General features: G+C 62.7%; 28 protein-coding genes, 1 tRNA gene and 1 pseudogene. 15 read left to right on the top strand and 15 right to left on the bottom strand.

The genetic code is table 11. The features are described from left to right. The first annotated feature begins 469 nt into the window (after positions 1 to 469). The 3 genes from LU688_RS10670 (at position 470) to LU688_RS10680 (ending at position 2,445) form a co-directional block, all read left to right on the top strand. Positions 470 to 1,432, top strand: coding sequence for a DUF6242 domain-containing protein (locus LU688_RS10670; protein WP_094010463.1), 963 nt, complete (start codon positions 470 to 472; stop codon positions 1,430 to 1,432). Between the two features lie 197 nt (positions 1,433 to 1,629). After that, positions 1,630 to 2,067: a hypothetical protein gene (locus LU688_RS10675; RefSeq protein ID WP_143067521.1), complete on the top strand. Its 438-nt coding sequence runs from the start codon at positions 1,630 to 1,632 to the stop codon at positions 2,065 to 2,067. A gap of 162 nt (positions 2,068 to 2,229) precedes the next feature. Next, positions 2,230 to 2,445 carry a hypothetical protein gene (locus LU688_RS10680; protein ID WP_094010461.1) on the top strand — a complete coding sequence of 72 codons (216 nt, stop codon included), beginning with the start codon at positions 2,230 to 2,232 and terminating at the stop codon, positions 2,443 to 2,445. A gap of 23 nt (positions 2,446 to 2,468) precedes the next feature. Here the strand turns inward: LU688_RS10680 and LU688_RS10685 are convergent, their stop codons facing one another. After that, entirely contained in the window at positions 2,469 to 3,362 is an 894-nt protein-coding gene (locus tag LU688_RS10685; RefSeq protein ID WP_201754832.1) for a LysR family transcriptional regulator, read from the bottom strand. Between the two features lie 111 nt (positions 3,363 to 3,473). On the opposite strand from LU688_RS10685, the gene LU688_RS10690 reads away from it, so the two are divergent. Beyond that, complete coding sequence (locus tag LU688_RS10690; RefSeq protein WP_094010460.1) at positions 3,474 to 4,124, top strand: DsbA family protein; 651 nt, start codon at positions 3,474 to 3,476, stop codon at positions 4,122 to 4,124. Beyond that, positions 4,121 to 4,513, top strand: a complete 393-nt coding sequence (locus tag LU688_RS10695) for a nuclear transport factor 2 family protein (protein WP_023628800.1) — start codon at positions 4,121 to 4,123, stop codon at positions 4,511 to 4,513. Before LU688_RS10690 ends, LU688_RS10695 begins: the two co-directional genes overlap by 4 nt. Positions 4,514 to 4,579: 66 nt before the next feature. On the opposite strand, the gene LU688_RS10700 is transcribed toward LU688_RS10695, so the two are convergent. Further along, positions 4,580 to 5,389 (bottom strand): META and DUF4377 domain-containing protein, encoded by an 810-nt coding sequence (locus LU688_RS10700; RefSeq protein ID WP_023628799.1) that lies wholly within the window; start codon positions 5,387 to 5,389, stop codon positions 4,580 to 4,582. A 244-nt stretch (positions 5,390 to 5,633) separates the two neighbouring features. Here LU688_RS10700 and LU688_RS10705 point away from each other — a divergent pair. Beyond that, positions 5,634 to 5,819: pseudogene (locus LU688_RS10705) on the top strand (anti-virulence regulator CigR family protein); the annotation flags it as partial. 230 nt (positions 5,820 to 6,049) lie between these two features. On the opposite strand, the gene LU688_RS10710 reads toward LU688_RS10705, so the two are convergent. Continuing rightward, positions 6,050 to 6,481, bottom strand: coding sequence for a hypothetical protein (locus LU688_RS10710; protein ID WP_094010459.1), 432 nt, complete (start codon positions 6,479 to 6,481; stop codon positions 6,050 to 6,052). A 98-nt stretch (positions 6,482 to 6,579) separates the two neighbouring features. Further along, complete coding sequence (locus LU688_RS10715; RefSeq protein WP_104444162.1) at positions 6,580 to 7,272, bottom strand: polysaccharide lyase family 7 protein; 693 nt, start codon at positions 7,270 to 7,272, stop codon at positions 6,580 to 6,582. 242 nt (positions 7,273 to 7,514) lie between these two features. Between LU688_RS10715 and LU688_RS10720 the strand changes: the two genes are divergently transcribed. Next, positions 7,515 to 7,703 (top strand): hypothetical protein, encoded by a 189-nt coding sequence (locus LU688_RS10720; RefSeq protein WP_023628794.1) that lies wholly within the window; start codon positions 7,515 to 7,517, stop codon positions 7,701 to 7,703. Positions 7,704 to 7,718: 15 nt separating this feature from the next. Here LU688_RS10720 and LU688_RS10725 read toward each other — a convergent pair whose 3' ends face one another. The 3 genes from LU688_RS10725 to LU688_RS10735 form a co-directional block, all read right to left on the bottom strand. After that, positions 7,719 to 8,132 (bottom strand): DoxX family protein, encoded by a 414-nt coding sequence (locus LU688_RS10725; protein WP_023628793.1) that lies wholly within the window; start codon positions 8,130 to 8,132, stop codon positions 7,719 to 7,721. A 105-nt stretch (positions 8,133 to 8,237) separates the two neighbouring features. Next, positions 8,238 to 8,322: transfer RNA gene (locus LU688_RS10730), tRNA-Leu, on the bottom strand. A gap of 91 nt (positions 8,323 to 8,413) precedes the next feature. Continuing rightward, a complete protein-coding gene (locus LU688_RS10735) occupies positions 8,414 to 8,626 on the bottom strand; it encodes a hypothetical protein (protein ID WP_023628792.1) in 213 nt (70 codons plus the stop codon). A 101-nt stretch (positions 8,627 to 8,727) separates the two neighbouring features. Here LU688_RS10735 and LU688_RS10740 point away from each other — a divergent pair, with 101 nt between their 5' ends. The 4 genes from LU688_RS10740 to LU688_RS10755 all read left to right on the top strand — a co-directional run bounded on the left by LU688_RS10740 (position 8,728) and on the right by LU688_RS10755 (position 12,069). Beyond that, a complete protein-coding gene (locus LU688_RS10740) occupies positions 8,728 to 9,012 on the top strand; it encodes a hypothetical protein (RefSeq protein WP_031314446.1) in 285 nt (94 codons plus the stop codon). Positions 9,013 to 9,092: 80 nt separating this feature from the next. Then, positions 9,093 to 10,253, top strand: coding sequence for a two-component system sensor histidine kinase NtrB (locus tag LU688_RS10745; protein WP_023628791.1), 1,161 nt, complete (start codon positions 9,093 to 9,095; stop codon positions 10,251 to 10,253). A 6-nt stretch (positions 10,254 to 10,259) separates the two neighbouring features. Beyond that, positions 10,260 to 11,705: an ATPase domain-containing protein gene (locus tag LU688_RS10750; protein ID WP_160290566.1), complete on the top strand. Its 1,446-nt coding sequence runs from the start codon at positions 10,260 to 10,262 to the stop codon at positions 11,703 to 11,705. A 4-nt stretch (positions 11,706 to 11,709) separates the two neighbouring features. Next, on the top strand, positions 11,710 to 12,069 hold the full coding sequence (locus LU688_RS10755; protein ID WP_094010454.1) for a response regulator: 360 nt from the start codon (positions 11,710 to 11,712) through the stop codon (positions 12,067 to 12,069). A 77-nt stretch (positions 12,070 to 12,146) separates the two neighbouring features. Here LU688_RS10755 and csrA read toward each other — a convergent pair whose 3' ends face one another. From csrA to LU688_RS10790, 7 genes are all read right to left on the bottom strand, one after another. Beyond that, complete coding sequence (gene csrA, locus LU688_RS10760) at positions 12,147 to 12,341, bottom strand: carbon storage regulator CsrA (RefSeq protein ID WP_023628788.1); 195 nt, start codon at positions 12,339 to 12,341, stop codon at positions 12,147 to 12,149. A 251-nt stretch (positions 12,342 to 12,592) separates the two neighbouring features. Beyond that, positions 12,593 to 13,615, bottom strand: coding sequence for a DNA topoisomerase IB (locus LU688_RS10765; RefSeq protein WP_094010453.1), 1,023 nt, complete (start codon positions 13,613 to 13,615; stop codon positions 12,593 to 12,595). 58 nt (positions 13,616 to 13,673) lie between these two features. Continuing rightward, positions 13,674 to 14,765, bottom strand: a complete 1,092-nt coding sequence (gene modC, locus LU688_RS10770; RefSeq protein ID WP_094010452.1) for a molybdenum ABC transporter ATP-binding protein — start codon at positions 14,763 to 14,765, stop codon at positions 13,674 to 13,676. A 1-nt stretch (position 14,766) separates the two neighbouring features. Beyond that, the gene (gene modB / locus LU688_RS10775) at positions 14,767 to 15,447 is read right to left on the bottom strand and encodes a molybdate ABC transporter permease subunit (RefSeq protein ID WP_160290565.1); all 681 of its coding nucleotides are present in this window, start codon (positions 15,445 to 15,447) and stop codon (positions 14,767 to 14,769) included. Continuing rightward, positions 15,447 to 16,205: a molybdate ABC transporter substrate-binding protein gene (gene modA / locus LU688_RS10780; protein ID WP_023631638.1), complete on the bottom strand. Its 759-nt coding sequence runs from the start codon at positions 16,203 to 16,205 to the stop codon at positions 15,447 to 15,449. Before modA ends, modB begins: the two co-directional genes overlap by 1 nt. 186 nt (positions 16,206 to 16,391) lie before the next feature. Beyond that, positions 16,392 to 17,678, bottom strand: a complete 1,287-nt coding sequence (locus LU688_RS10785; protein WP_094010450.1) for a Zn-dependent hydrolase — start codon at positions 17,676 to 17,678, stop codon at positions 16,392 to 16,394. A gap of 65 nt (positions 17,679 to 17,743) precedes the next feature. Then, entirely contained in the window at positions 17,744 to 19,234 is a 1,491-nt protein-coding gene (locus LU688_RS10790) for an NCS1 family nucleobase:cation symporter-1 (RefSeq protein WP_094010449.1), read from the bottom strand. Positions 19,235 to 19,847: 613 nt separating this feature from the next. Here LU688_RS10790 and hydA point away from each other — a divergent pair. The 3 genes from hydA (at position 19,848) to preA (ending at position 24,093) form a co-directional block, all read left to right on the top strand. Continuing rightward, on the top strand, positions 19,848 to 21,287 hold the full coding sequence (gene hydA, locus LU688_RS10795) for a dihydropyrimidinase (RefSeq protein WP_038705825.1): 1,440 nt from the start codon (positions 19,848 to 19,850) through the stop codon (positions 21,285 to 21,287). A gap of 163 nt (positions 21,288 to 21,450) precedes the next feature. After that, a complete protein-coding gene (locus tag LU688_RS10800; RefSeq protein WP_094010447.1) occupies positions 21,451 to 22,818 on the top strand; it encodes an NAD(P)-dependent oxidoreductase in 1,368 nt (455 codons plus the stop codon). Beyond that, the gene (gene preA / locus LU688_RS10805; protein ID WP_094010446.1) at positions 22,819 to 24,093 is read left to right on the top strand and encodes an NAD-dependent dihydropyrimidine dehydrogenase subunit PreA; all 1,275 of its coding nucleotides are present in this window, start codon (positions 22,819 to 22,821) and stop codon (positions 24,091 to 24,093) included. A 48-nt stretch (positions 24,094 to 24,141) separates the two neighbouring features. On the opposite strand, the gene LU688_RS10810 is transcribed toward preA, so the two are convergent. Next, positions 24,142 to 25,050, bottom strand: a complete 909-nt coding sequence (locus LU688_RS10810; RefSeq protein ID WP_160290569.1) for a LysR family transcriptional regulator — start codon at positions 25,048 to 25,050, stop codon at positions 24,142 to 24,144. Between the two features lie 94 nt (positions 25,051 to 25,144). On the opposite strand from LU688_RS10810, the gene LU688_RS10815 reads away from it, so the two are divergent. After that, a complete protein-coding gene (locus LU688_RS10815; protein ID WP_038705829.1) occupies positions 25,145 to 26,317 on the top strand; it encodes an MFS transporter in 1,173 nt (390 codons plus the stop codon). The last annotated feature ends 10 nt before the right edge of the window (positions 26,318 to 26,327 follow it).

Here is a 26,327-nt window from a genome sequence, read left to right on the forward strand (position 1 = left end):
ATTCGATGTCCAATCAAAGCCAATTGTATTTTATCGAAATAATGACGAACTAGCTGACAGGTTGAATACGATGGTAGGTCGAGCAATGGTTGCTGGTCGAATGTATCGTTAGGCTTGACACCACTGAGCGATTGAGCGAAATTATCCCGATCCTGTCATTCCTGCGCGTGTTGAGGAGTGGCGCCAAAAGCCCGGCTACTACGTCGGGCTTTCGCGTTTTTGAGGCATGTGAATCCACTCAAACGCGGTGGATGCGTCGAAGTTCAGTGAATAAAAACTTCAGAATACTGGTTGAATATACAGTGCTCGTGTGGCATAATTTCCTACATCAGCGACAGGTCTGAGGTTGGTGAAACCTCGTCACCCCTGATCTTCGCCAGAAGACCTCGAGTCTCGAACCATCGCCCATGAGCGCCATACGCCCAATACAGAGGCCTGAACTTAAATCAGCTCAGTAACGGAGTTTAAAATGGATAACGCAAACTCGGCGTCTCAAACCTTGCAAGATCTTTGGACTCAAGTAGACCCGGTGGAGAACACCGGCATGCTTAGGCGCGTGGTTTTTGCGCAAGGCAAGTTTTATGCGGCTGGTGGCAACGGTCTTCCCACAACCACTCAGCTTGTCACTGGAGACGCAACTGGTACAGCGTGGACCAAGCTCAAGGGCGCCGTCACCTCTGATAGCGGAAAGGTCCTCAACGAGCTGTACTGGAACGGTCTTGGGACAACGCTTCAAGGCCTTTCTCAATCCGGCAATGTGGTCCAGGGCAGCATTGCACGCCCTTTAAGGGATTGGACAGACCTTACGGCAGCTGCTCGCGCGTATGTAGACTTGCATGGCATTGTGTATTATCAGCCAATTTACGGCGACATCGCGACCTGGATACTGGTTGGGTCTAACGGTAAAGTCTTTTCCCGTTATGAGGATTGGTCAGGCACGGTGGAGCGCACTACGACCTTCACTTCTAGCGAGACTGTGTACTGCGTCAACGTCATTGGCGTTTTTGTGTTGATTGCGGGATCGAATGGGAAGCTGCTTAGCGCTGTGAAGATGCCAACGGGTAATCCGCAATCATTCGCGACCAGAACCAGCACCTTCGGCACTAGCACCATCCTTTCCATGAAGCTTTGCAACGGGAAAATGTTTATCGTTGGTGCGGATGGCAAGATGGCATATTCATCCGATGGGCTTACCTGGACTGCTGTTGAAGATACCAGTTTCGGTGGAACCATCATCCGCGACATTGCTTACGGTAATGGCAAGTATGTAGCTGTCGGCGACGGCGGCAAGACAGCCGTTTCCGAGGATGGGATCGGCTGGGTTCAGCAAGCCAACACTTTCGCAGGAACCGATATCCGCAGCGTCGCCTACGGTAACGGCAATTTTGTAGCTGTTGGTGCAGCCGGCAAGATTGCTTACTGGACTCCATGATCTTCTATCTCCTTGCGTAATAGAGCCCAGCCGTCGCGCTGGGCTTTTTTCATTTCTGATTCAGGCTCGCCACAGCCAGGGTGGCGATTGCGCCGACGCGACGGTAAACGCGCTCGGTGATCCCTTTTTTGAGTGCCCTGCTGTATGCAATTGCCTTAGAATGGCCGCTTTTCACCCCTCAAAGGAATGATTACGTGGTGAGCAACAACGCCATCTGCTGCCCGCATTGCCAAGGCCAAAATGTCCAGCTGCTATCCGTGATTCACGCTGCTGGTACCACTCGCATTCAAGCAACTCACCAGACCAACTCCAGCTATGGTCCTGTCACGATAGAAACAACTGGTCGGCATCAGACCGATTTGGCTGCTAGCGTAGGTCCGCCCCCGGGCAAACGCCTGTTGGGTCCTGTGATCATGACCGGAGTAGGTATCATCATCCTCTACGATGGTCTCAAGCTGATTAACACTTACTGGGGTGTCGATTGGACCAGGTTCTTCATCGGAGCCACGCTCGCCACCATCGGTGTGATCGGATTTGTGCGCCACTGGAAGTTCAACGTTGCGCAGTACGACAAGCTGGAAGAATGGCGCCGCACATGGCTATGCCACGCGTGCGCCACGCGATTCCAGCCTTGAGCTACCTGGAAAGGCGCCTTCGCAGACTCTGTGAAAACTTGATCTCTTCGAGCCATTAAAAGCAAAGTCCGTTTACGTCGGTTGGATTCCGGTCTCGGTCTCCACCATTCAAAACCCCGCAGATCCAGGTCTGCGGTTTTGGTTATTCAAGGATGAAACGCAATGAAGAAACTCAAAGAACTGGACGCAGCCGCCACCCGTTACCTGAACAGGTACTCTCGCAAGCAGTTTTTCTCGATGTTCGTTGTGATAACGGCAATCAACTATTGGTGCGCCTACAACGTAGAGGGATACAAATCGATCTGGCTGGCAATGATCGGCGGCTGGTTCTTCGGTATGACCTTCGCGCCGTTCCATGCTAAAAAGAGCCAATCCTGAAGTTGGCTGCCGGCTAGCAGTCATTAAGCCAGGCGGCTTGCCAGAAGCTCGATAAACGCCCGCACCTTGACCGGTCGAAAGCGAGCCGTTGGAAAGACCGCATGGATCTCGCCTCGGGGCAGCGACCACTGCGGCAGCACTTCGATCAGCCGGCCTGCTTGCAGGTCAGGTTCAGCCACATAGTCCGGAAGGATCGATAGCCCGGCCCCGAGTAGCGTGGCTTCGCGCACTGCCAAGGTGGCGTTGAGCGACAGGCTGGCTTTCATCTCCACTGTTTCGCGCTGCGAGGCGTCCTTGGCAAATACCCACCGGGTCGGTTCTCGCAGCGCCAGGTTCGCCACGATCGGTAAGTCGGCCAGATCCGCCGGGGCCTGCAGTTTGTCCACTCGCGCTTGCCACTGAGGGCCGGCCACCAACCGTTGCGCAAACTCGCCGATTCGCCGGGCCTGCAGATGTTGCTCGGTAATCCAGCCAACGCGAATGGAAAGGTCCAGGTCGTTGGCGCCCAGATCCAGGGTCTGGTCGCTGAAGTGTGCCTCGACCTTGCACTGCGGATATCGCTGCGAGAATGCGGTGATGGCCGGCACCACGACACCGATGCCGTAATCGAAAGGGGCGGTCAGGCGTAGGGTGCCCGTCGGCTCGCTGGCCGTTTCGGACAATTCCTCGAAAGCCTCTTCAGCCTCCTTGAGGATCAATGCACAGCGGTGATAGAACTGTTGACCCGCCTCGGTGGTGCGGACTTTCCGCGTGCTGCGAACCAGCAGTGTGGTGCGACAGTCGCTTTCCAGTCGCGCCACCTGCTGGCTGACCACGGCCTTGGTGATGCCGAGGCGCTCGGCAGCGGCGGTGAAGGAGCCGGTTTCGACCACCGCGGTGAAGTACGCAAGCCTGTTCAGGCTGGAAGCGCCGGTCATTGATTTACCCTTGATGTATGCCAATAACATACAGTGTGTTTATTTTGTATGCGTTTAAATGTCAATTCGCGCGCTATAAGATTCGAGGCATTCCATTCAAGGCGCGTCACTATGAACAAGACCCTGGTTTACCTCTACGATCCACTGTGCGGCTGGTGCTACGGTGCAGGGGGACCGCTGCCTCAGGTTCTCGAATCCACGGGCATTGCGTTGCGCCTGATACCGACGGGGCTGTTTTCTGGCAGCGGTGCTCGCGCCATGGATGATGACTTTGCGGCCTACGCCTGGAGCAACGACCAGCGTATCGAGCGCCTGACCGGGCAGGTCTTCAGTGAACGCTATCGTGACCAGATACTCGCCGACCGTCTTCAGGGGTTCGACAGTGCTCCGTCTACCCTGGCGCTCAGCGCAGTGAGCCTGACTTCGCCTGAGCACGAGTTCGAAGCGCTCAAGGCGATTCAGGCGGCGCGCTATGTCGATGGCCTGGACGTGACTCGACTGGAGACGTTGACAGCAGTGCTGGAGGACTTGGGTCTGGATGCCGCCGCGCAGCGGCTGACGTGTCCGGATTCGGGCTTGCTGCAGGCCAACGATGATCGTGTGGGGCAGGGGCGTGCCTTGTTGCGTCGCGTGGGCGGTCGAGGCGTGCCGACATTCGTTCTGCAACAAGCGGACAGCGCCATGCAGTTGTTACCTGCCAGCGCTATCTTTTCAGATCCGCAGGCTTTCATTCGCGAGCTGAACGTGGGGGTAAATCCATGAGCAGGAGCAACCTGGACATCATTCGAGCCTCGTACGAAGGCTCAGCCGAACAGAATGGCCGTAATCTTCTGGCAGCACTGGCTGCGGACGTGACCTGGACCGAGGCGGCTGGCTTCCCTTATGCCGGTACCTATGTCGGCCCCCAGGCGATCATGGAGGGTGTGTTTCATCGTCTGGCCACCGAATGGGATGGCTACCAGGCCAAGGTGCATACCTATCTGGCCGAGGACGACCGCGTCGCCGCCTTTGGCGTCTACTCGGGCACCTATCGCAAGACCGGGAAGGCGATGACTGCTAGCTTTGCCCATCTGTACCGGCTGAACAACGGCAAGATCGTCAGCATGGAGCAATACGTGGACAGTGCGCAGGTCAACGCGGCGCTTACCTGAGCCGTTTCACGGTCGCCGTCGGCTCCAGGCGCAGGCCGCTGCAGGGCGGCCTGCGCTGACAGACAATTATTTGCCCGAAGCGTCCTGCTCGACCACCAGGTCCAGCACATAGACCTGCGACGAAGCGTCGGCCGGCGGGTTCTTCCATTCGTATTGCTTCACACGCACCACGGTACGCACGCCATCACGGTGCTCGTAGCCCTCGATGGACTGGTACAGCGGGTGCCAGTTGTCCTGGGTCGGCAGTTGCAGGCCAGCGTCGTCATAACGGCGCTCGCGCACTTGCAGGCACTGATAGTTGGGGATCAGCGGATGGCTGCACTTGACGGTCTTGGCGGCAACTTCCAGGAACTTGGTCTCACCTTTGCTGCCATAGCGGGTCTCCGGAGTGGGTTCGCCTTGGAACTTCAGCACCGAGCCGTCCTGGGTGGTCAATTGCAGCACAGGTGCATGAGTTTCGCCGCTGAAGGCTGCACGCAGATCACCTTTCAACTGGCGTCCGATCTCGGCATCCAGGTCCATCAGGCGCTTGTCGCAGGCCATCATGGTCGAAGCCAGTTGCTGCACCTTCAGGACACCGTTCTGGTAGCTGTAGCCACCGAACTGGTTGTTGCAGCCACCGCTGATGTTCAGGCGCTGGTCACCGAAATTCAGGCGCAACTTGCGCTCGTTGCTTGTGGCCAGGGCTGCGATAGGCTTGCCGGCTGCATCGCTGGCCGATGCCAGGTTCCAGTAGTAGGCCGAGAGCTCAGGCTGGGTTGCGGCAGACGAGGTGGTGGCCGGCATGGAAGGCGTCCCTTCATGGGAGGTGGAAGCCGGGGCACATGCCTGGAGCAGGGCGGCACAGACGGCGACGAGGAGGATGTTATGTTTCATGATGCGCTCTTTCAGCCTTGAAAAAATGAGGGCGCCGTCCTCGAAAGAGGGAGGCGCGCGCCAGTTGAACCGGGGTTCGAGGTCGATTCAGGCCACTACCATTAATGGCGCTCACGACCTCGGCGGTAACCGATGGCAATCGGACAGCATTGACCCGACCTGGGTTCATAAACCGGGCGAATAATAAATGTTACGAGATCTTGCGCCATGGTCATGGCTTCGCGCACCAATGCGGATAACCGAAATCCAGCAGAATCTGGCCCGTGGCAAGCCGCTTCCTCCGGGTATTGCCAAGACGCTCGATGCTCGGCTTCTGGACCAGCTGCCGCACTCTGACGGCTACGAGTGGATGCAGGCGGGTGAGGACCTGATCCTGGTAACCGTTGCCCCAGGCGAGATTCACGAACTGCTCAAGGGTGCCTTCGACTGAGCGGGCAAAGAAAGGCCCGCTGGGGAGTGCGGGCCAAGGATGTTTCACGGATGAGGCTCCACCTTGGCACAGCGGAAGTGAAAATGTTGTCAACGAACGAACAGGGCGCTGATGAAGGCCCAGAAAAAAGAAAACCCGCCAGACCGGCGGGTTGAACAGAACGTATCGAAGCCAAGCCAGTCTGCCTTCTCGATTGTCAGAATTTCGTGAAGGCCACAGGTTGGAGGGGCTTAGTAACCGTTACTGAATTTTTCATCAATCTTGCGTCTTTCCAAGGCGTAATGCTTGGGATCGATTTCTTCAGAGATCAACCTGGTGTCGAGCGCATCCATCTGGCTTTTCTTCATGCGTGAAACATGGGCACGGGTGGCCTGGTAGTTGATCGATTCGGCCGCGTTGTAGCCACTGACTGGGTCCCAGAAGATCGAGACAGGCCACAGCAGCAGGTTGGCGACGCCATAGCCATAGGCACGGCCGTAGAATGAACCACCACCGGGCAGCAGGCCCAGGGCTGCTGCGGCACCTGGGCTTTTCTCCCTCACTTCGAGATTCTGCGCACGGTAGTAGCCGAGCTCCTGTTCCTGCACGGAGTTCAGGCCGCTGGCGCACCCGGTGGTCAGGGCGATGAGGCTGGCGGCGATCAGATGACGAGCAAATTGCATTGCGGATTCCTAGGCGTTTCAGTGATTTACCTCGCAGTCCAAGGCAAGGCGGCGGAATCCTACCTGAGATGATGGCACTATGCCTTGATTTATTGCATTCAGATGAATGTATCGACCTGGCGGTGAAATAAATCGAGCTGGCTGATCACACAGGTCGAAGCGTCCGTTGGGGGCGTGCTGTCACTGAAATCCACCTGGTTATAGACGCCGCCATGGAAGTTGAATGTTCGCTCACTCCAGCTCGCGGCCATTTTCAGCATCCCGCTGCTGCCGGTGCGGCCGGTGCAGGCGGCCGACACCGTAGCGGCGCCTGTCGCAGTGACCTCGATGGTGATGTCGAAAGGCATGCCCAACGGCACATCGGCCAGGACGGTGCTGCTGGTCGGTGTCACCTGATTGAAGTCCTGGCGAAAACCGAGGGTGATCTTCCCTTTGTTCCAGAACACCTTGATCGCCGGGCTGTCGTCATCTTTTACATGCATTTGCGCGATCACCACCTTCTGTGCCGAGTTGACCCGCTCCAGCACCATGCGTTGGTGATTGACATGCCGGCCGGCGCTGGCCAGCGTCCAGTAGACCGCTTCCTTCCACTCGCAGCGGGTGCGATGGGTGCTCTTGCTCGCCGCCCCTTTGGTCGGTGCGTTCATGCGCACGGCGCCATCGGCCAGGCGGCTGATCACCTGGGGCAGGCTGGCGAGTGCCTGGACGCCGGTCAATTCCAGCGCCACTGGGTTGCTGGATGACTTCGCCACTGGGGTAGTGATGATCAGGTTGTCGATGTTCACGATCATGCTGAAAACCTCCTTGATGATATAGATCCTGTACCGCATGCGAGCTCTGAAAGGGCACTCGGTTCATCGGGCGAGGGAGGCCCAGGCAAAAAAATGCCCGCCAGGGCGGCGGGCAAAGAACGTTTTTGAAGGGAGAGCCTGCACTGTGCGCCTGGTCGGTTAAGCCGGGGTTAAGTGCCATGAGGATTGACCCGGTGAGCCGATACGCCTATACAGGCCTGCCGTTGTTACCGGAGCCTGTAATGCACGACGAAGACGATCTGCACGAACCTGAGCACGACCATTTGCTCGACCCAGAATTCCACGAGGGCTACGACCCCGAGGCGGATGCCTACGGGGCTCTTGATGAAGTCGAGGAGGACGAAGAGTCACTCGACGACTTCGATGAGGAAGAGGACCACCCGGCCTGGCATGACGACTGCGACGACTGATGTCGACGCGAGTCCTCAGCGGCGGTCGAGGGAGAACCGTCCGGGACCGCTGACGGCCAGCAGCAGCAAACCGCCAATGATGCTGAGGTTCTTCAGGAACTGGGTCATGTTGGCGCTGCGCTCAGGTTCGACCATGTTCCAGAACGGATGACCGATCAGTGCGGTGCCGAGCACGAAGAGGGCGAACAGCAAGGCCAGGGGACGGGTGTAGAACCCCAGGATCAACAGGATGCCGACCAGCAGCTCCATGATCACGGCGATCGCCGCAGCCAGCATCGGCGCGGGGGCACCCAGTGAGGTCATGTAGCCCACCGTGCCTTCGAACCCGGTCAGCTTGCTCCAGCCGGAGAGCACGAACAGGATCATCAGCAGGATGCGGGCGAGCAGCAGAATGAAGTCGCGTTGACCGTCGAGCAGGCTATAGCGCATGGCGGCGCTCCAGTGAACAGGGACAGGTTCCACTCTAGCAGCTGCGCGGCGGATTTCCGGCGTGTACGAAAAAGGCGCCGCAAGGGCGCCTTCATCGACAGAAGATGGTGCGAGTGGCGGGACTCGAACCCGCAAGGCTCACGCCGACAGATTTTAAGTCTGCTGTGTATACCAATTCCACCACACTCGCACGATTGCTGGCGCGCTTCATGGCAGCAAGGCCCAGGCAATCAGGCGCGCTTTATAACCCATTGTTATAGAAGCGTCAACCAGCCTAATGTTCAGGGTTCGATAGCACGCGCGATATCGCGCATCTCACAGGCGCTATGGCGCAGGTCATCGACGTGCCCACCCATGGCGTGCGCATCGGCTTGATGAATCGAATGACGCAGGTAACGGACATGGCCGTCCAGCGCCTGGCTCAGTTCATCGAGTTCGCTGGCGCTGCGCATCAGGTCGTCCTGCAGCCCTTGCATGCGAAGGTTAAAGGTCATGATGGTTCCTGTGGGATCCGGGGCGCGGGCACTATAGTTCAATTGACAGGATGCTGCCATTGCGCCACTGTCGCGCATTGGATCCAACCAGGCCTGTTGCCATGTCATCGCTTTCCCCTGGCCCGGACGCAACGCGGCGTATCCGCCCGAAGTTGTTCTGGCGCCTGCTATTCCTGCTGGTCTGCCTGCTGGCGGCGTTCCTGTATGCGGGCTTCATCAGCCTGGGTGGTTACCTGCTGATGCTCGGCTTCGACCAGGAGGCTGCCCAGCCCAGGCGCTTGCTCGCCTTTGCAGGCGCAGCGCTGATCCTGTTGGTGGGGGGGTGGCTGCTCAAGGTGGCGATGCCGCGCAAGCTGGTGCCGACCGTGGTGGAACGCGAGCGCTGACGATCGTCGTATAAGGGGCAGTACAGGCTGGACTTTTGACTACGCTCAATATGTCCTTTCGCGGTGCTTGTGGAGCTCGCATGGTTTCGACAGACCGCCCCACCCATTCGGTGATGTCAGAGGCACGCTACGAGCAGTTGGTCCAGGCGGTGGTGGACTACGCCATCTATATGCTCGACCCAACCGGCCATGTGGTGTCCTGGAACGCTGGCGCGCAGCGGATCAAGGGCTACGATGCCGATGAGATCATCGGCCAGCATTTCTCGCTGTTCTTCACCGCCCAGGATTGTGCCGACGGCCGCCCGCAACGCTTGCTGCGCCAGGCACTCGAAGAAGGCAAGGCGCAGGACGAAGGCTGGCGCGTGCGCAAGGACGGCACGCAGTTCTGGGCGCTGGCGGCGTTGGATGTGATTCGCGACGCACAAGGCGAGGTCATCGGCCTGGCCAAGGTCACCCGCGACATCACTGATCGCCGCGAGTCGGCCCTGCAGCTCGATGGCATGCGTGCGCAACTGTTCCAGGCGCAAAAGCTCGAGGCCCTGGGGCAACTCACCGGGGGCCTGGCCCATGACTTCAACAACCTGCTGACCATCATCCTCAGCTCTGCGCGGCTTGCCAGCAGCAGCCAGGATCCGGCACGCGTGAGGCGCTTGCTCGAGCATATCCTCGATGCCGGCCAGCGCGGCACCCAGTTGACTCAGCAACTGCTCAGCTTTGCCCGGCATCGGCAACTCAGCATCACGCGCATCGTGCCGGCCGAGGCGATCGATATCATATGTGGGCTGGCGGAGCACGCATTGCCCCGGGAGATCGAACTGCTACCCCAGGTACAGCCTGACTTGCCGCTGATCGAGGTGGACGCCGGGCAGTTGCAGATGGTCTTGCTGAACCTGGTGTTCAACGCCCGCGACGCCATTGCCGCCACCGGGCAGATCCGTCTGGTGGTCGAAAGTGTGCAGTTGTCCGGGGAGGTGGATGGGTTGTACGGGCAGTTCGTGCGCTTCGATGTGCGTGATGACGGCCAGGGCATCGACCCGCAGGTGCTGCCTCGGATCTTCGAGCCATTCTTCACCACCAAGGCCTTCGGCAAGGGCACTGGCCTTGGCCTGAGTCAGGCCTATGGCTTCGCCCGGCAGAGCAATGGCATGATCGAGGTGTCCAGCCGGCTTGGCGAGGGCACCTGTATGAGCTTGTACCTGCCAGCCAGGACGGGCCCCGATTCGCTTTCGACCGACGGATAGACAGCCATGGTAGAGCAACTGAAGCGACTGGCCACGGGCATCGAGGGGCTCGATGCGCTGCTCAAGGATGGGCTGGTGGTCGGCGCCTCTTATATCGTTCAGGGGCATCCCGGCTCGGGCAAGACCATCCTGGCCAACCAGCTGGCGTGCAACCATGTGCGTGAGGGTGGTCGGGTCCTGGTGGCGACGTTGCTCAGCGAGTCCCATGAACGGTTGTTCCAGTATCTGTCGACCCTGAGCTTCTTCGACGCGGCGCTTGTAGGCGACACCATCCAGTTCGTCAGCGCATTCGACACCCTCGAGCAGGACGGCCTGGACGCGGTGGTCAGGCTGTTGCGCCAGGAAATTGCCCGGCAGCAGGCCACCCTGCTGATCGTCGACGGGCTGCTTAATGCCCGCTCCAGGGCGGAAACCAGCCTCGACACCAAGAAATTCGTCTCCGAACTGCAGGGGCATGCGGCGTTTGCCGGCTGCACGTTGCTGCTGCTGACCAGTGCGCGGCTGGACGAGGGTAGCCCCGAGCACACCATGGTCGATGGCGTTATCGAACTTGGCGAGCACCTGGTCGGCAGCACGGCGGTGCGCCATGTCCAGTTGCGCAAGACGCGTGGCAGTGGCGCGTTGTCCGGGCGCCACGAATGCCTGATCACGGAGGCGGGGTTGCAGGTCTACCCGCGCCTGGAGTCGCTGTACAGTCGCCCCAGCCAGGCAGGGGCGCAAACCCTGAGCCGGGTCGCCACGGGTGTTGCCGACCTCGATGCCATGCTCGGTGGCGGACTGGCCGAGGCGTCGGTGACCCTGCTGATGGGGCCATCAGGCGTGGGCAAGACAGCGCTGGGCATCGCGTTCCTGGCCGCTTCGACCAAGGCTGCGCCGGGGCTGCACTTCGGTTTCTACGAGACGCCGGCGCGGTTGCGCTTGAAGGCTTGCGCGCTGGGCTTCGACCTGGCGGCACTCGAGCGTGAAGGCAGCGTGCAACTGAGCTGGCAATCGACCACCGAAGGCCTGCTGGACCAACTCGGCGCCCAGCTGTTGGCGCAGGTCGAGGCGCTCGGGGCCAGGCGTGTGGTGGTCGACAGCTTGGGAGCGTTCGGCCGACTGGCCCTTGAGCCCGCCCGTCTGAATGGCTTTTTCCGCGCGCTGACCGGCGAATTGCGTGCCCGTGGTGTGACAGTGCTGCTGACCTGGGAGATGCGTGACATCTTCGGTTCGGAGATCACCGCGCCGGCCCCCGACCTGTCGAGCATCGTCGACAACCTGATCCTGATGCGCTTCGCCGAGCTTGACGCGCAACTGCACAGGGCCCTGTCGGTCATCAAGGTGCGTGACAGCGATCACGACCCTGCCCTGCAGGCGTTGAGTCTTGGACCGAATGGCATCAGCCTCGCGCGAGCGTTCGATGGTGCCAGTGGCGTGCTCAGTGGTTCGGCGACACCGCCGGGAGATCGGTGATGGGGTGAACACTATCCTGGTCGTCGATGACGAGTACCTGATTGCCGACATCCTCGGTTTTGCCCTGGAGGATGAGGGTTATCTGGTTGAAAAGGCGAGCAACGGGCGCAAGGCCCTGGATGCCTTGAAGGAAAAGCGCGTGGACCTGGTAATCACCGACTACATGATGCCGGTGCTCAATGGCGAAGAACTGCTGCAGGCCATACGTGAAGAGCTGGAACTGGCGGACCTGCCGGTCATTCTCATGAGCGGCGCCCAGGCCAGCCAGGGCCGGGCCTGCCCCGGGAAGTTCGCGGCCGTGTTCGACAAGCCATTCGACATGGACCGGATGATCGCCACGGTGCGCGAATTGCTGGGCACCTGAGATTCAGGAGAGGCTCCCCGCATGGGCGGGCAATCGATCAGGCGCATCCGTGCGGCATGATGCGGTTGGCTTGCGGGTTACTCGTCGTTGCTTTTTTCGGGCGCGGGGCTACCGGCCTGGATACGCTTGTAGATCTCTTCACGGTGCACCTGGACATCTTTCGGTGCATCGATACCGATCCTCACTTGCATCCCCTTGACGCCCAGAATGGTGACTTTGATGTCATCGTCGATGACGATGCTTTCGCCAACCTTGCGGGTGAGTATCAGCATGTAGTTCTCCTTGGTGATGTAGAAAACCGCCGAGCCAGGTGCTCTGCGGTGGGAGCCTGTCCCTCTTCCTTCTCATTAAAGACGCTTTCGGCGGATAGTAATTCCCCGCCAGACAAATTCTGTCGTCGATCTTTAGTTGCAGGCGCCAGTGGGGCTGCGGCACAACCCCGCGGCAAGGTGCTCGATGGCAAGGATAGGGTGCTTGGTGCCATATGGGAAATTTCTCTATTCGATGAAGTAAATAGTGACCGTCAATGTTCGTCTTGGCGCTCGAGCATCTGCAGGAAACGCAGTAATGCCACTTCTTCGATTTCCAGCCCCTTGCGTGGGCGTGCGCGGGGCAAGGCAGACAGGCGCCCAAGGTGGAAATGCTCGAGGACTGCGGGATGGATGTAGCAGCGTCGGCAGACCGCTGGCGTGTTGCCCAGGCGCGTGGACACTTGGCGGACGATGGCGGCGACCTGGCGGCGAGCCTCGCTATCGGGTTCCCAGGCTAGCGGCTGGAGCAGGTTCAGCGCCAGGCTGCTGCCGGCCCAGGTGCGGTAGTCCTTGGCCGTGAAATCGGCACCGGTCAACTGCTGGAGGAACTGGTTCACCTCGGTGGACCCGATGCCATGGCGCTGCCCCTGTTCGTCCAGGTACTGAAACAAGGCCTGGCCGGGCAACTCCATGCAGCGCTTGACCAGGCCGGCCAGGCGCCGGTCGGTGAGGGTGACGTTGTGCTCGACGCCGCGTTTGCCGCGGAACTGGAAGCGGATACGGCTGCCCTTGACCTGCACATGGCGGGTGTCGAGGGTAGTCAGCCCGTAGGAGCGGTTCTGCCGCAGGTACTGGCGGTTGCCAATGCGGATCAGCGTGGTGTCGAGCAGGCTGATCACCAGCGCCATGACCTTCTCTCGCCCCAGGCCGGGGCAAGCCAGGTGGGCGTCCAGTTGCTTGCGCAGCCTCGGCAGTACCTCGGCAAAAGCCAGCATGCGTGCATATTTATGCTGATCGCGCACTTCGCGCCATTGCGCGTGGTAGCGGTACTGCTTGCGCCCTCGGGCATCGCGGCCGGTGGCCTGCAGATGTCCTTGGGGGTCGGCGCAGATCCACACGTCGGTGTAGGCCGGAGGGATCACCAGGGCGGCGATGCGCGCCAGGGTTTCTTCATCGCGCACCCGCTGGTTCCCGGCGTCGAAATAGTGAAAGCGGTCGCGCCAGCGTCGGCGGGTCAGGCCGGGTTGGCTGTCATCGACATAATGCAGGGCGGCAGGCAACGGGCAATCGGGCATCGGCGCAGTCCATCGAGAACACTCTTGCTGCAATGGACAGCATTGGCCGCGACATTGCTCAGCCCAACAGCGCCACCGACTTTATCTGCGCACACAGCAACTGGCCTGGGCGTACATCGAGCTGGTCCGCCGAATAGCGCGTGATGCGCGCCAGCAGCGCAGTGCCAGAGGCATCCAGGCTGATCAGCACATGGGCCGGGTTTTCCGCCGGGTGGCATTCGCGTACCCGGACCGGCAGGCGGTTGAGAATGCTCGAGGCCCCCTGCGCAGCCAATGCCAGGCTGACATCCCGGGCCTGGACCTTCAGGCGCAGGGTGCTCCCCACCTGCAAGGCGGGGTGGGCGATCCGCAGCAGTTGCCCGTCCGCGCCTGGCAGGCGCAGGTCAAAAAGCCCGTAGTGCGGGTCGTGGCCCACCACCACACCTTCGAGCACCACTCCGGCATCCTCGCCCTGGGCCAACGGCAGGTCCAGGCGGGCCAAAGTCTCGCCGATTGGCCCGCTGGCCAGCGCCTTGCCCTGCTCGAGCAGGACCAGGTGGTCGGCCAGGCGCGCGACTTCGTCCTGGGCATGGCTGACATAGATCAGCGGGATATCCAGCTCGTTGTGCAGGCGCTCCAGATACGGAAGGATTTCGCGCTTGCGCGCGCTGTCGAGGGCCGCCAGAGGCTCGTCCATCAGCAACAGTCGCGGGCTGCTGAGCAAGGCTCGGGCGATGCCGACCCGTTGTGCCTCGCCGCCGGACAGCGTGGCCGGCTTGCGCGCCAGCAGGTGGCTGATACCCAGCAACTGGCATGCCTGTTCCTGGCTGATTTTACGGGCCTGGGGAGCAATCCGGCGCCAGCCAAACTCCAGGTTGCCTTGCACCGACAGGTGCGGGAACAGGCTGGCCTCCTGGAACACATAGCCGACCGGGCGTTGGTGTGGTGGGATGAAGCGCCCGCGGCTGCTGTCCTCCCAGACCTCGCCATTGATTTCGATGTACGCGCTGGCGGCCCGTTCCAGGCCGGCCAGGCAGCGCAGGCACGAGGTCTTGCCTGAGCCGGAGTGACCGAACAAGGCACTGATGCCGCGACCGGGCAGCTTCAGGTCGACGTCGAGGGTGAAATCGTCACGCGCGAGCTTCAGGCGTGCCTTTATCGATGCGCTCATTTCAGCTCCAGCCTGGTTTGCCACGGCGGCCGGCATAGAGCATCAGCAGCACCAGGAACGAGAACACCAGCATGGCCCCGGCCAGCCAGTGGGCCTGGCTGTATTCCATGGCCTCGACGTGATCGAAGATCTGCACCGAGACCACGCGGGTCTTGTCGGGAATGTTGCCACCAATCATCAGCACCACGCCGAACTCGCCGACGGTATGGGCGAAACCGAGGATGCTGGCGGTAATGAAGCCGGGGCGAGCCAGGGGCAGCACCACGTTGACGAAGGTGTCCCACGGGCTGGCGCGCAGCGTCGCGGCCACTTCCAGGGGGCGCTGGCCGATGGTGCCGAAGGCGTTCTGCAGTGGCTGCACCACGAAGGGCATCGAATACACCACCGAGCCGATCACCAGCCCGCTGAAGCTGAACACCACGCTGCCCAGGCCGAGGGCCTGGGTGGCCTGGCCGATCCAGCCATGGGGGCCGAGGGCCAGCAGCAGGTAGAAGCCGATTACCGTCGGCGGCAGCACCAGGGGCAGGGCCACCACCGCGCCGATCGGCCCGCGCAGCCATGAGCGGGTACGCGCCAGCCACCAGGCGATGGGCGTGCCCAGCACCAGGAGGATGGCGGTGGTGAGGCTGGCCAGCTTGATGGTCAGCCAGATGGCACCCAGGTCACTGGCGTCGAGGGGCATCAGAGCTCATAGCCATAGGACTTGATCACCGCGGCGGCCTTCGGGCCCTTGAGGTAATCGACCAAGGCCTTGGCGGCCGGGTTGTCCTTGCCTTTGTTGAGGATCACCGCATCCTGGCGGATCGGGTCATGCAGCTCGGCGGGCACGATCCAGGCCGAGCCTTCGCTGACCTTGCCGTCCTTGTAGATCTGCGACAGCGCGACGAAGCCCAGCTCGGCATTGCCGGTGGAGACGAACTGGAAGGCCTGGGTGATGTTCTGGCCCTCGACGATCTTGGCCTTGGTCGCTTCGGTCAGCTTCAGCTTGTCCAGCACCTGGGTGGCTGCCAGGCCATAGGGCGCGGCCTTGGGGTTGGCGATGGACAGGTGCTTGTACTCGTTCTTCTTCAGCACGTCACCCTTGGCGTCGACATAGCCTGGCTTGGCCGACCACAGCGCCAGGGTGCCGATGGCATAGGTGAAGCGCGAGCCTGCAACGATTTCCTTTTCCTGTTCCAGCTTGGCCGGGGTGCTGTCGTCGGCGGCGAGGAATACCTCGAATGGCGCGCCGTTCTTGATCTGTGCGTAGAACTGGCCGGTGGCGCCGTAGGCAGCGACCAGCTTGTGGCCGGTGTCCTTCTCGAAATCCTTGGCGATGGCCTGGATGGGCGCTGTGAAGTTGGCCGCGACGGCGACCTGGACTTCATCGGCCCAGGCGCTGTTGAGGCAGATCAGGCTGGCAAGGGCGCTGGCGGCCATATGGGACAAGCGAATACGCATGAAGACGGCTCCTGGGGATTATCGTTATGTTGCGAAATATATAGCGATAAGCCGTCTTTCGGGAAGGGGCTGGCATGATTCACCGTGGGGCAAGCCTTGTCGTGGCGCTGCGTGGCAGCGGCGCACGGCCGCTCCCACGCAGATGATGCTGAACGCTAGCGGCCGCGCGCAGTTCCGCGATCATCGCTACGCCGCCAACCGCCCGCCGGCAATCGCCTCCGACGCCGCCAGCATTGCCCGCAGCAGTACCGCGCAGCCGGCCGCGAGGTCCTCGGGGGCGGCGTTCTCGATTTCGTTGTGACTGATCCCGCCCTCGCACGGCACGAAGATCATCCCGGCCGGGCCCAGTTCCGCGAGGAAGATTGCGTCGTGCCCGGCGCCGCTGACGATGTCCATGTGCGCCAAGCCCAGGTTGCGCGCCGAATCACGCACCGCCTCGACGCAGCCTTTGTCGAAGTACAGGGCCGGGAAGTCGGCGGTGGGCACCAGGTCGTATTCCAGCCCGTGCTTGGCCGTGGTGGCCTCGATCACCTGGCGCACCTCGGCGATCATCGACTCCAGTCGCTGGCCTTCCAGGTGACGGAAGTCCAGGGTCATGCGCACTTCGCCGGGGATCACGTTGCGCGAGCCGGGGTAGGCCTGCAGGCAACCGACGGTGCCGCAGGCATGGGGCTGGTGGGCGAGGGCGCTGCTGTTGACCGCCTCGACCACGGCGGCGGCACCGACCAGGGCGTCCTTGCGCAGATGCATCGGGGTGGGGCCGGCGTGGGCCTCGACGCCGCGCAGGGTCAGGTCGAACCACTTCTGGCCGAGGGCGCCGAGCACCACGCCGATGGTCTTGTGCTGGTCTTCGAGGATCGGGCCCTGTTCGATATGCGCCTCGAAGTAGGCGCCGACCGGGTGGCCGGACACGGCGCGGCTGCCGGCGTAGCCGATGGCGTTCAATGCCTCGCCGACGCTCACGCCCTGGGCGTCGCGCTTGGCCAGGGTCTGCTCGAGGGTGAACTTGTTGGCGAACACCCCCGAACCCATCATGCACGGGGCGAAGCGCGAGCCTTCCTCGTTGGTCCACACCACCACCTCCAGCGGCGCTTCGGTTTCCACGCCGAGATCATTGAGGGTGCGGATCACCTCCAGCCCGGCCATCACGCCGAAGCAGCCGTCGAACTTGCCGCCGGTGGGCTGGGTGTCGATATGGCTGCCGGTCATCACTGGCGGCAGCTTGGCGTTGCGCCCGGGGCGGCGGGCGAAGATGTTGCCGACCGCGTCGATGCTCACCGTGCAACCGGCTGCTTCGCACCACTGCACGAACAAGTCGCGGGCCTGGCGATCGAGATCGGTCAGCGCCAGGCGGCATACGCCGCCCTTGGGCGTGGCGCCGAGGCGGGCCAGCTCCATCAGCGATTGCCACAGGCGGTTACTGTCGATGTGGCGTTGGCTGGATTGCAGGATTTCCTTGGCGGGGATGGTCATGGGGTGTCTCCTCAGGCTGTTATTTTTACCATCACGTGGGCGGGCTTGCCCCGCGATGCGGCGCATCAGGGCAGCGGCTTGGCCAGCCGCGCCGGGCCGCGCACCGCGATGCCGCCGAGGGCGTAGTAGAGCCCGCCGCCGAGCAGCGAGCCGGTGAACCAGCCGTAGTCGTAGAACCAGCTGAAACTGCTGTTGCCGATGGCCATCACGGTCAGCGCCACCGGTACGCCGAAGGCGATGAACCCGGCCCAGTTCCACGCCGGATACACGTCGTCGCGGTACAGCCCGGCGAGGTCCAGCTGCTGGCGGCGGACCAGGAAGTAGTCCACCACCATGATCCCGGCGATCGGCCCGAGCAGGCTGGAATAGCCCAGCAGCCAGTTGGAGTACACGCTCTCCAGGCTCAGGTCGGAGACGATCCAGCCGAGCTTCTTGAGCAGCTCGTGGCCCATCAGCGCCAGGCCGATGAAACCGGTCAGCCAGACCGCGCGGCTGCGCCCGATCAGGCGCGGGGCGATGTTCTGGAAGTCGTTGGTGGGCGAGACGATGTTGGCCGCGGTGTTGGTCGACAGCGTCGCGATGATGATCAGCGCCATGGCCAGGGCCACCCAGCCGGGGCTCTGGATATGGCCGATCAGGCTCACCGGGTCGGACACCGTCTGGCCCACCAGCGAGGCGGAGGCGGCGGTCATGATCACGCCCAGGGCGGCGAACAGGAACATGGTCAGCGGCAGGCCGAAGATCTGCCCGAGAATCTGGTCCTTCTGGCTTTTCGCATAGCGGCTGAAATCGGGGATGTTCAGCGACAGCGTGGCCCAGAAACCGACCATGGCGGTGAGCCCGGCGCAGAAGTAGCTGACCACGCTGGCGCCCTCGGGGCGTTTGGGCGGCTGCGCGAGCAGCTCGCTCATCGACATGTGCGGCAGCGCCCAGAACAACAGGCCGACACCGACCGCCACCAGCAGGGGGGCAGAGAGCGTCTCCAGCCACTTGATCGACTCGGCGCCGCGCAGCACCACCCAGAGGTTCAGCGACCAGAACAGCATGAAACCGATCACCTCGCCAGTGCCGCCCAGTGCTTTCCACTCGGGGAACAGCGAACCGAGGAACAGGTGGATGGCCAGCCCGCCGAACATCGTCTGGATGCCGAACCAGCCGCAGGCCACCACGGCGCGGATCAGGCATGGCACGTTGGAGCCGAAAACGCCGAACGAGGCGCGTAGCAGCACCGGGAACGGGATGCCGTACTTGGTGCCGGGGAAGGCGTTGAGGGTCAGCGGGATGAGCACGATGAGGTTGGCCAGCAGGATCGCCAGCAGCGCCTCGCCGACACTCAGGCCGAAGTAGGCGGTGAGCACGCCACCGAGGGTGTAGGTGGGCACGCAGATGGACATGCCCACCCACAACGCGGTGATGTGCCACTTGTTCCAGGTGCGCTGGTGCACCTTGGTCGGGGCGATGTCGTGGTTGTAGCGGGGGCTGTCGAGGACGTCGCTGCCGGCGTCGAGCTCGTACAGGCCATGCTGCTCGACCACATGTGATCTGCTCTGTTGCATGGGGTTCTCCAGGTCTTTTTCTTGTAGTTGTCGCTCATCGGGCTGACGCGATGGCCGGAGTACACACACCACCAGTACTGCACCTCCGGCCCGGCCAGGCGGTTATGGCCTGCGTTTTCAACAAACGTGCCGGGAAAGCCCGCGCCTTCCCGGCGGGCCGCCGCCGACCGGAGGTAACTCACTGACCTGCAAAGGCATTCATCAACACGGCAGGCGAAGCGGGAGCGCCCGCGCATGCCGTCTGTCTGGCCGGTCCATCACCCGCGTGATTCAAACGGGTGCAACCTGGAAAACCACCGGCGCGGCCTGCGCCATCCAGCCAGGAAACAAACACCTGATTTTGCGTAGAAAATCTTGACCAATTTGGCTTCCTGTCAAGTGCGTCAAAATGGTGAGGGGGTGTAACTTTTTGGTGATTTGTTAAATAAACCATTAAAAATCAGTTATTTAGTGTTTTTAATGGTTGCATATATTTTTTCTTGATCAATATCCGATCAGATACTAGCCTCGATTCTTGTCAGGCCTGACAGGATTGATGAACTCACCTCCAGCGCCCGGCCAACACAATTCCAAGAACCGGCCAGAAGACCGGTCAGCCTGCGAGGAAGACGGCATGTCCCTGTTGATCCGTGGCGCCACTGTGGTTACCCATGAAGAGAGCTACCCCGCCGATGTCCTGTGTGCCGATGGCTTGATCCGTGCCATCGGCAAAGACCTCGAAGCCCCCACCGACTGCGAGATCCTCGACGGCAGTGGCCAGTACCTGATGCCTGGCGGCATCGACCCGCACACCCACATGCAGCTGCCGTTCATGGGCACGGTGGCCAGCGAGGACTTCTTCAGCGGCACTGCCGCTGGCCTGGCCGGCGGCACCACCTCGATCATCGACTTCGTCATCCCCAACCCGCAGCAGTCGCTGCTCGAGGCCTTCCACACCTGGCGCGGCTGGGCGCAAAAGAGCGCCAGCGACTACGGCTTCCACGTCGCCATCACCTGGTGGAGCGAACAGGTCGCCGAGGAGATGGGCGAGCTGGTCGCCCAGCATGGGGTGAACAGCTTCAAGCACTTCATGGCCTACAAGAACGCGATCATGGCCGCCGACGACACCCTGGTGGCCAGCTTCGAACGCTGCCTGCAACTGGGCGCGGTGCCCACGGTGCACGCCGAAAACGGCGAGCTGGTCTATCACCTGCAGCAAAAATTGCTCGCCCAGGGCCTGACCGGCCCCGAGGCACACCCGCTGTCGCGTCCGTCCCAGGTCGAAGGGGAGGCCGCCAGCCGCGCCATCCGTATCGCCGAAACCCTGGGCACGCCTCTGTATCTGGTGCATGTCTCCAGCCGCGAGGCGCTGGATGAGATCACCTATGCCCGGGCCAAGGGCCAGCCGGTGTACGGCGAGGTGCTCCCGGGGCATCTGCTGCTCGACGACAGCGTTTACCGTGATCCGGACTGGGCCACCGCCGCCGGCTATGTGATGAGCCCGCCATTCCGCCCGCGCGAGCACCAGGACGCGCTGTGGGGTGGCCTGCAGTCGGGCAACCTGCACACCACGGCCACCGATCACTGCTGCTTCTGCGCCGAGCAGAAGGCCATGGGCCGCAATGACTTCAGCCGGATCCCCAACGGCACCGCCGGCATCGAGGACCGCATGGCGGTGCTGTGGGACGCCGGGGTGAACAGCGGGCGCCTGTCGATGCACGAATTCGTCGCGCTGACTTCCACCAACACCGCGAAGATCTTCAATCTGTTCCCGCGCAAGGGCGCGATCCGTGTCGGCGCCGACGCCGATCTGGTGCTGTGGGATCCGCAGGGCAGCCGTACCATCAGCGCCCAGACTCACCACCAGCGGGTCGATTTCAACATCTTCGAAGGCCGCACAGTGCGCGGCATCCCCAGCCACACCATCAGCCAGGGCAAGGTGCTCTGGGCCGATGGCGACCTGCGCGCCGAGCCGGGCGCGGGGCGTTACGTGGAGCGCCCAGCCTATCCGTCGGTGTACGAGGTGCTGGAGCGGCGTGCCGAACGGCAGAAACCGACGCCGGTTCAGCGCTGAAGCAGTTGGGGCTGCTGCGCAGCTCTATCGCCGGCAAGCCGGCGATACGGGCGCAAGGCGCCCCCTGATAACCACACACATGTTCCTGTTGACTGCCATCCCCCCAGAACGGACCGGCGCCTGACCACCGCCGCCTCCAATAAAAACGAGAGAGGCTACAACCGTGATCGATGCCCTGAACCACTTGCCGCGCCCCCGCGCCGGCGCCGACCAGCTGGCCGAGGCCTTCAGCGACCTCGCGCCCCCACTCACCGCCCGTCAGGCCGCAGTCGAGAGTGCACGCTGCCTGTACTGCTACGACGCGCCGTGCGTCAATGCGTGCCCCAGCGAGATCGACATCCCTTCGTTCATCCACCGTATCAGCGACGAGAACCTGCAAGGCGCCGCCGAGCGCATTCTCTCGGCCAACATCCTCGGCGGCAGCTGTGCCCGGGTTTGCCCCACCGAGATCCTTTGCCAGCAAGCCTGCGTGCGCAACAACGCCCAGGAGTGCGCTCCGGTGCTGATCGGTCAATTGCAGCGCTACGCTCTGGATCATGCCGACTTCACCGAGCATCCGTTCCAGCGTTCGCCGGCCAGCGGCAAGCGCATCGCCGTGGTCGGCGCCGGCCCCGCCGGGTTGTCCTGCGCGCACCGGCTGGCCATGCACGGCCACGACGTGGTGATCTTCGAGGCGCGGGAAAAGGCCGGCGGTCTCAACGAATACGGTATCGCCCGCTACAAGCTGGTGGACGACTACGCCCAGCGTGAAGTGGAGTTCCTGCTGGGCATTGGCGGAATCGAGATCCGCCATGGCCAGCGCCTGGGCGGCAACCTGTCGTTGGCCGAGCTGCATGGCCAGTACGACGCGGTGTTCCTCGGCCTGGGCCTGGGGGCCGTGCGCCAGCTGGGCCTGGCGGACGAAGACGCGCCGGGCCTGCTTGCCGCCACCGACTATATCCGTGAATTGCGCCAGGCTGACGACCTCGCCCAGCTGCCGCTGGCCGACCGCTGCCTGGTGCTCGGCGCTGGCAACACCGCCATCGACATGGCCGTGCAGATGAGCCGCCTGGGCGCCCGCGACGTCAACCTGGTGTATCGCCGCGGCGAAGCCGACATGGGCGCCACCGGCCATGAGCAGGAAATTGCCAAGCACAACCAGGTACGCCTGCACACCTGGGCCCGGCCCGATGCCGTGCTGCTGGATGATGCCGGGCGCGTGCGCGGCATGCGCTTTGCGCGCACGCAATTGATCGACGGACGCCTGGGCGATACCGGCGAAACCTTCGAGCTGGCTGCCGACGCGATCTTCAAGGCCATCGGCCAGCGCTTCGATGAGCAAGGCCTCGGCGATCCGCTGGCGGCGCAACTGGCCCGCGACGGCGAGCGCATCCAGGTGGACGCGCACATGCGCACCTCCATCCCCGGCATCTACGCCGGCGGCGACTGCACCGCCCTGGGCCAGGACCTCACCGTCCAGGCGGTGCAACATGGCAAGCTGGCCGCCGAAGCCATCCATGCCCAACTCATGCTCAATGTGGAGGCTGCGTAAATGGCCGACCTGTCCATCGTATTCGCCGGCATCAAGGCACCCAATCCATTCTGGTTGGCCTCCGCACCACCCACTGACAAGGCCTACAACGTGGTCCGCGCCTTCGAGGCCGGCTGGGGTGGTGTGGTATGGAAGACCCTGGGCGAGGACCCGGCGGCGGTCAACGTGTCGTCGCGCTACTCGGCGCACTACGGCGCCAACCGCCAGGTGCAGGGCATCAATAACATCGAGCTGATCACCGACCGTTCGCTGGAGATCAACCTGCGCGAGATCACCCAGGTGAAGAAGGACTGGCCCGATCGTGCGCTGATCGTGTCGCTGATGGTGCCGTGCGTCGAAGAATCCTGGAAGTTCATCCTGCCGCTGGTGGAAGCCACCGGCGCCGACGGCATCGAACTCAACTTCGGCTGCCCCCACGGCATGCCCGAGCGCGGCATGGGCGCCGCCGTCGGCCAGGTGCCCGAGTATGTGGAAATGGTCACCCGCTGGTGCAAGACCCATTGCACGCTGCCGGTGATCGTCAAGCTCACCCCCAATATCACCGACATCCGCCAGTCGGCGCGCGCTGCCCACCGGGGCGGGGCGGACGCGGTGTCGTTGATCAACACCATCAACTCGATCACCAGTGTCGACCTGGACCGCATGGTTGCCCACCCCATCGTCGGCGACCAGAGCACCCACGGCGGCTACTGCGGCTCGGCGGTCAAGCCGATCGCCCTGAACATGGTCGCCGAGATTGCCCGCGACCCTGAGACCCGCGGGCTGCCGATCTGCGGCATCGGCGGTATCGGCACCTGGCGTGACGCCGCCGAGTTCATTGCCCTGGGCAGCGGCGCGGTGCAGGTCTGCACCGCAGCGATGCTGCATGGCTTTCGCATCGTCGAAGACATGCAGGACGGCCTGGCGCGCTGGATGGACCAGCATGGCCACCGGAGCCTCGAGGCGTTTCGTGGCCAGGCCGTTGGGCATACCACCGACTGGAAGTACCTGGATATCAACTACAAGTCGGTGGCGCATATCGACCAGGACGCCTGCATTGGCTGCGGGCGCTGCCACATCGCCTGCGAGGACACCTCGCACCAGGCCATCGCCAGCACCCTGAAGGCCGACGGCACCCACGCCTACAGTGTGATCGAGGCCGAGTGCGTGGGCTGCAACCTGTGCCAGATCACCTGCCCGGTGCAAGGTTGCATCGACATGCAGGCGCAGGACACCGGCAAGCCGTACATGAACTGGACGCAGGATCCGCGCAACCCCTATCGCGAGGCGGGTTGAGGTCGCTGGGACGCAGACCTCACGCAGGTCTCTCGTGGGAGATTTGATCTAACCACTCTGACCACTGCGCAAGGTCTGCTCGATCACCTCGACGAACGCCCGCACCAGCGGACTGCGCTCGTGCCTGCGCGTCAGTACCAGCAGCGGCGCGCAGGCGCCGGGCTCGGCCAACGGCAGGTAGGACACGCCACGCCTGACCAAGGACCGGGTGCACTGCGGTACCACCGCGACGCCGCGGCCCGCAGCGACCAGGGCGATGATCGAGGTGATCTGCCGGCCGCTCGGAGCCGGCCGTGGCGTCAGCCCGTGGCGGCGGTACAGGCCGAGGATGATTTCGTTCAAGCCCGAGCCGTAATCCGCGGGGAAGGTGATCAGCGGCAGTTCGCCGAGCTCGGCCAGGTTGACCTGCAACTGCCCGGCGAGGGGGCTGTCGCTGGGAACGGCCGCGACCAGCGGCTCGTTGTCCAGGCAGATGGCCTGGACCTGAGGGTTGTCGCCCGGCGGGTGCATACGGCTCATGCCGATATCCAGGCGGCCTTCGATTAGTTGCGTCCACTGGGTGCTGGAAGCACCTTCCTCCACATTCAACTGCACATCCGGGTACTTCGAGCAGAACGCCTGGATGGTATGGCTGAAGGTGTCCGAGAGGGCGATCGAACTGGCGTAGCCCACCGTCAGTTGGCCGGCCGAGCCCGCCGCCAGCTTGCTGGTGATCGCTGTGGTCAGGTCGACCTGCTCGAGCACGCCGCGAGCGTAGGGCAGCAGGTGACGGCCCGCGGTGGTCAGGCTGACATTGCGGGTGCTGCGGTCGAACAGGCGAAACCCAAGCTCAGTCTCCAGTGCCGATATCTGTCGCGTCAGCGGCGGCTGGGCCATGTGCAGGCGCGCAGCCGCACGGCCGAAATGCAATTCCTCGCTCACAACCAGGAAACAGCGCAGTCGGCGCAAATCCATGATGTTCTTCCTTGAGTATCAATCGGTCGGCAATAGGTATTGGATCCAAAATTCGTCCTACCTTATAAACATGTAAAAATTTTTTACGAGTGTTTGCATGCGTTTTTCCGCCGACTTCCCCCGGATTGCCCTATTTCTTGGCGGATGTGCCGCATTTCTAAACCTGTATTCCACCCAAGGCCTGCTTACTGAATTGACCCGTGCCTTTGCGGTCACGCTGCGACAGGCCAGCTGGAGCATCACCGTGACGATCCTGGTCGTGGCCTTGACCGCGCCTTTTGTCGGCTGGCTGACGGCTCGGGGTGAACAGCATCGGGTCATCGCCGGGGCGGCGCTGTTGCTGGCGCTGCCGGCGTTGTTGGCGGCGTGGGCGGGCAGCTTTGGTGAATTCCTGCTGTGGCGTTCGGTGCAGGGGTTGTTCATCCCGATGGTGTTCGCCACCAGCGTGGCCTACATCGGCGTGCGCTGGCAGGGCGGTGCCGTGACCGAAATGACCAGCGTCTATGTTGCCGGCACGATCTTCGGCGGTTTCTGCGGGCGTTTCCTCACCGGCCTGGTCACCGAGCTTGCCGACTGGCGTGTGGCATTGACGGTCCAGGCAGGGCTCAGCCTGGCGGTTGCGCTGGGCATCGCGCTGCTGTTGCCGCGCAATCCGCCAGCGGCCCGGCGTGAGCCGCTGGCGCTTGGCGAGCTTGCCAGCAGGCCGCTGCTGGGGGCCTATGCCGTGGGGTTCTGTGTCTTGTTCGCCCAGGTCGCGACTTTCACCTATGTGGGCCTGCACCTGAGCGAGGCCCCGTTCGCCCTGGGCACTGCAGCGCTGGGTGCCATCTACGCAGTGTTCCTGCTGGCGCTTGTGGTGGTGCCGCTGGCCGGACGCCTGAGCAAGGCGCGACCCCATGCCGACCTGGTGCGGGTGGCCGGATACCTGGGCATCGCCGGCTCGGCCCTGACCCTTTCCCCGTCGCTATGGTTGATCGTGCTGGGCCTGGCGCTCAGCTCCACCGGCGTGTTTCTCGCCCAGGCCGCTGCCAATGCCTTCATCACCGCCCAGGCACCACGGCAGAAATCCGCCGCGGTCGGTCTGTACCTGAGCTGCTACTACCTTGGCGGCAGCTTCGGCGCCTTCGTGCCCGGCGGCCTGTGGGAACGCTGGGGCTGGGGCGGCTGCGTCGCCCTGATCGTGGTGTTCCAGCTGCTGCCGCTGCTGATCGCGCGGGGCAGCTGGCGGGTGGCGCCGGTCCGCGGGCCGGCGGTCCAGCCATTGCAATGAATCGTTTCCT

This window comes from Pseudomonas soli (assembly GCF_021283165.2).
GTDB classification, from domain to species: domain Bacteria; phylum Pseudomonadota; class Gammaproteobacteria; order Pseudomonadales; family Pseudomonadaceae; genus Aquipseudomonas; species Aquipseudomonas soli.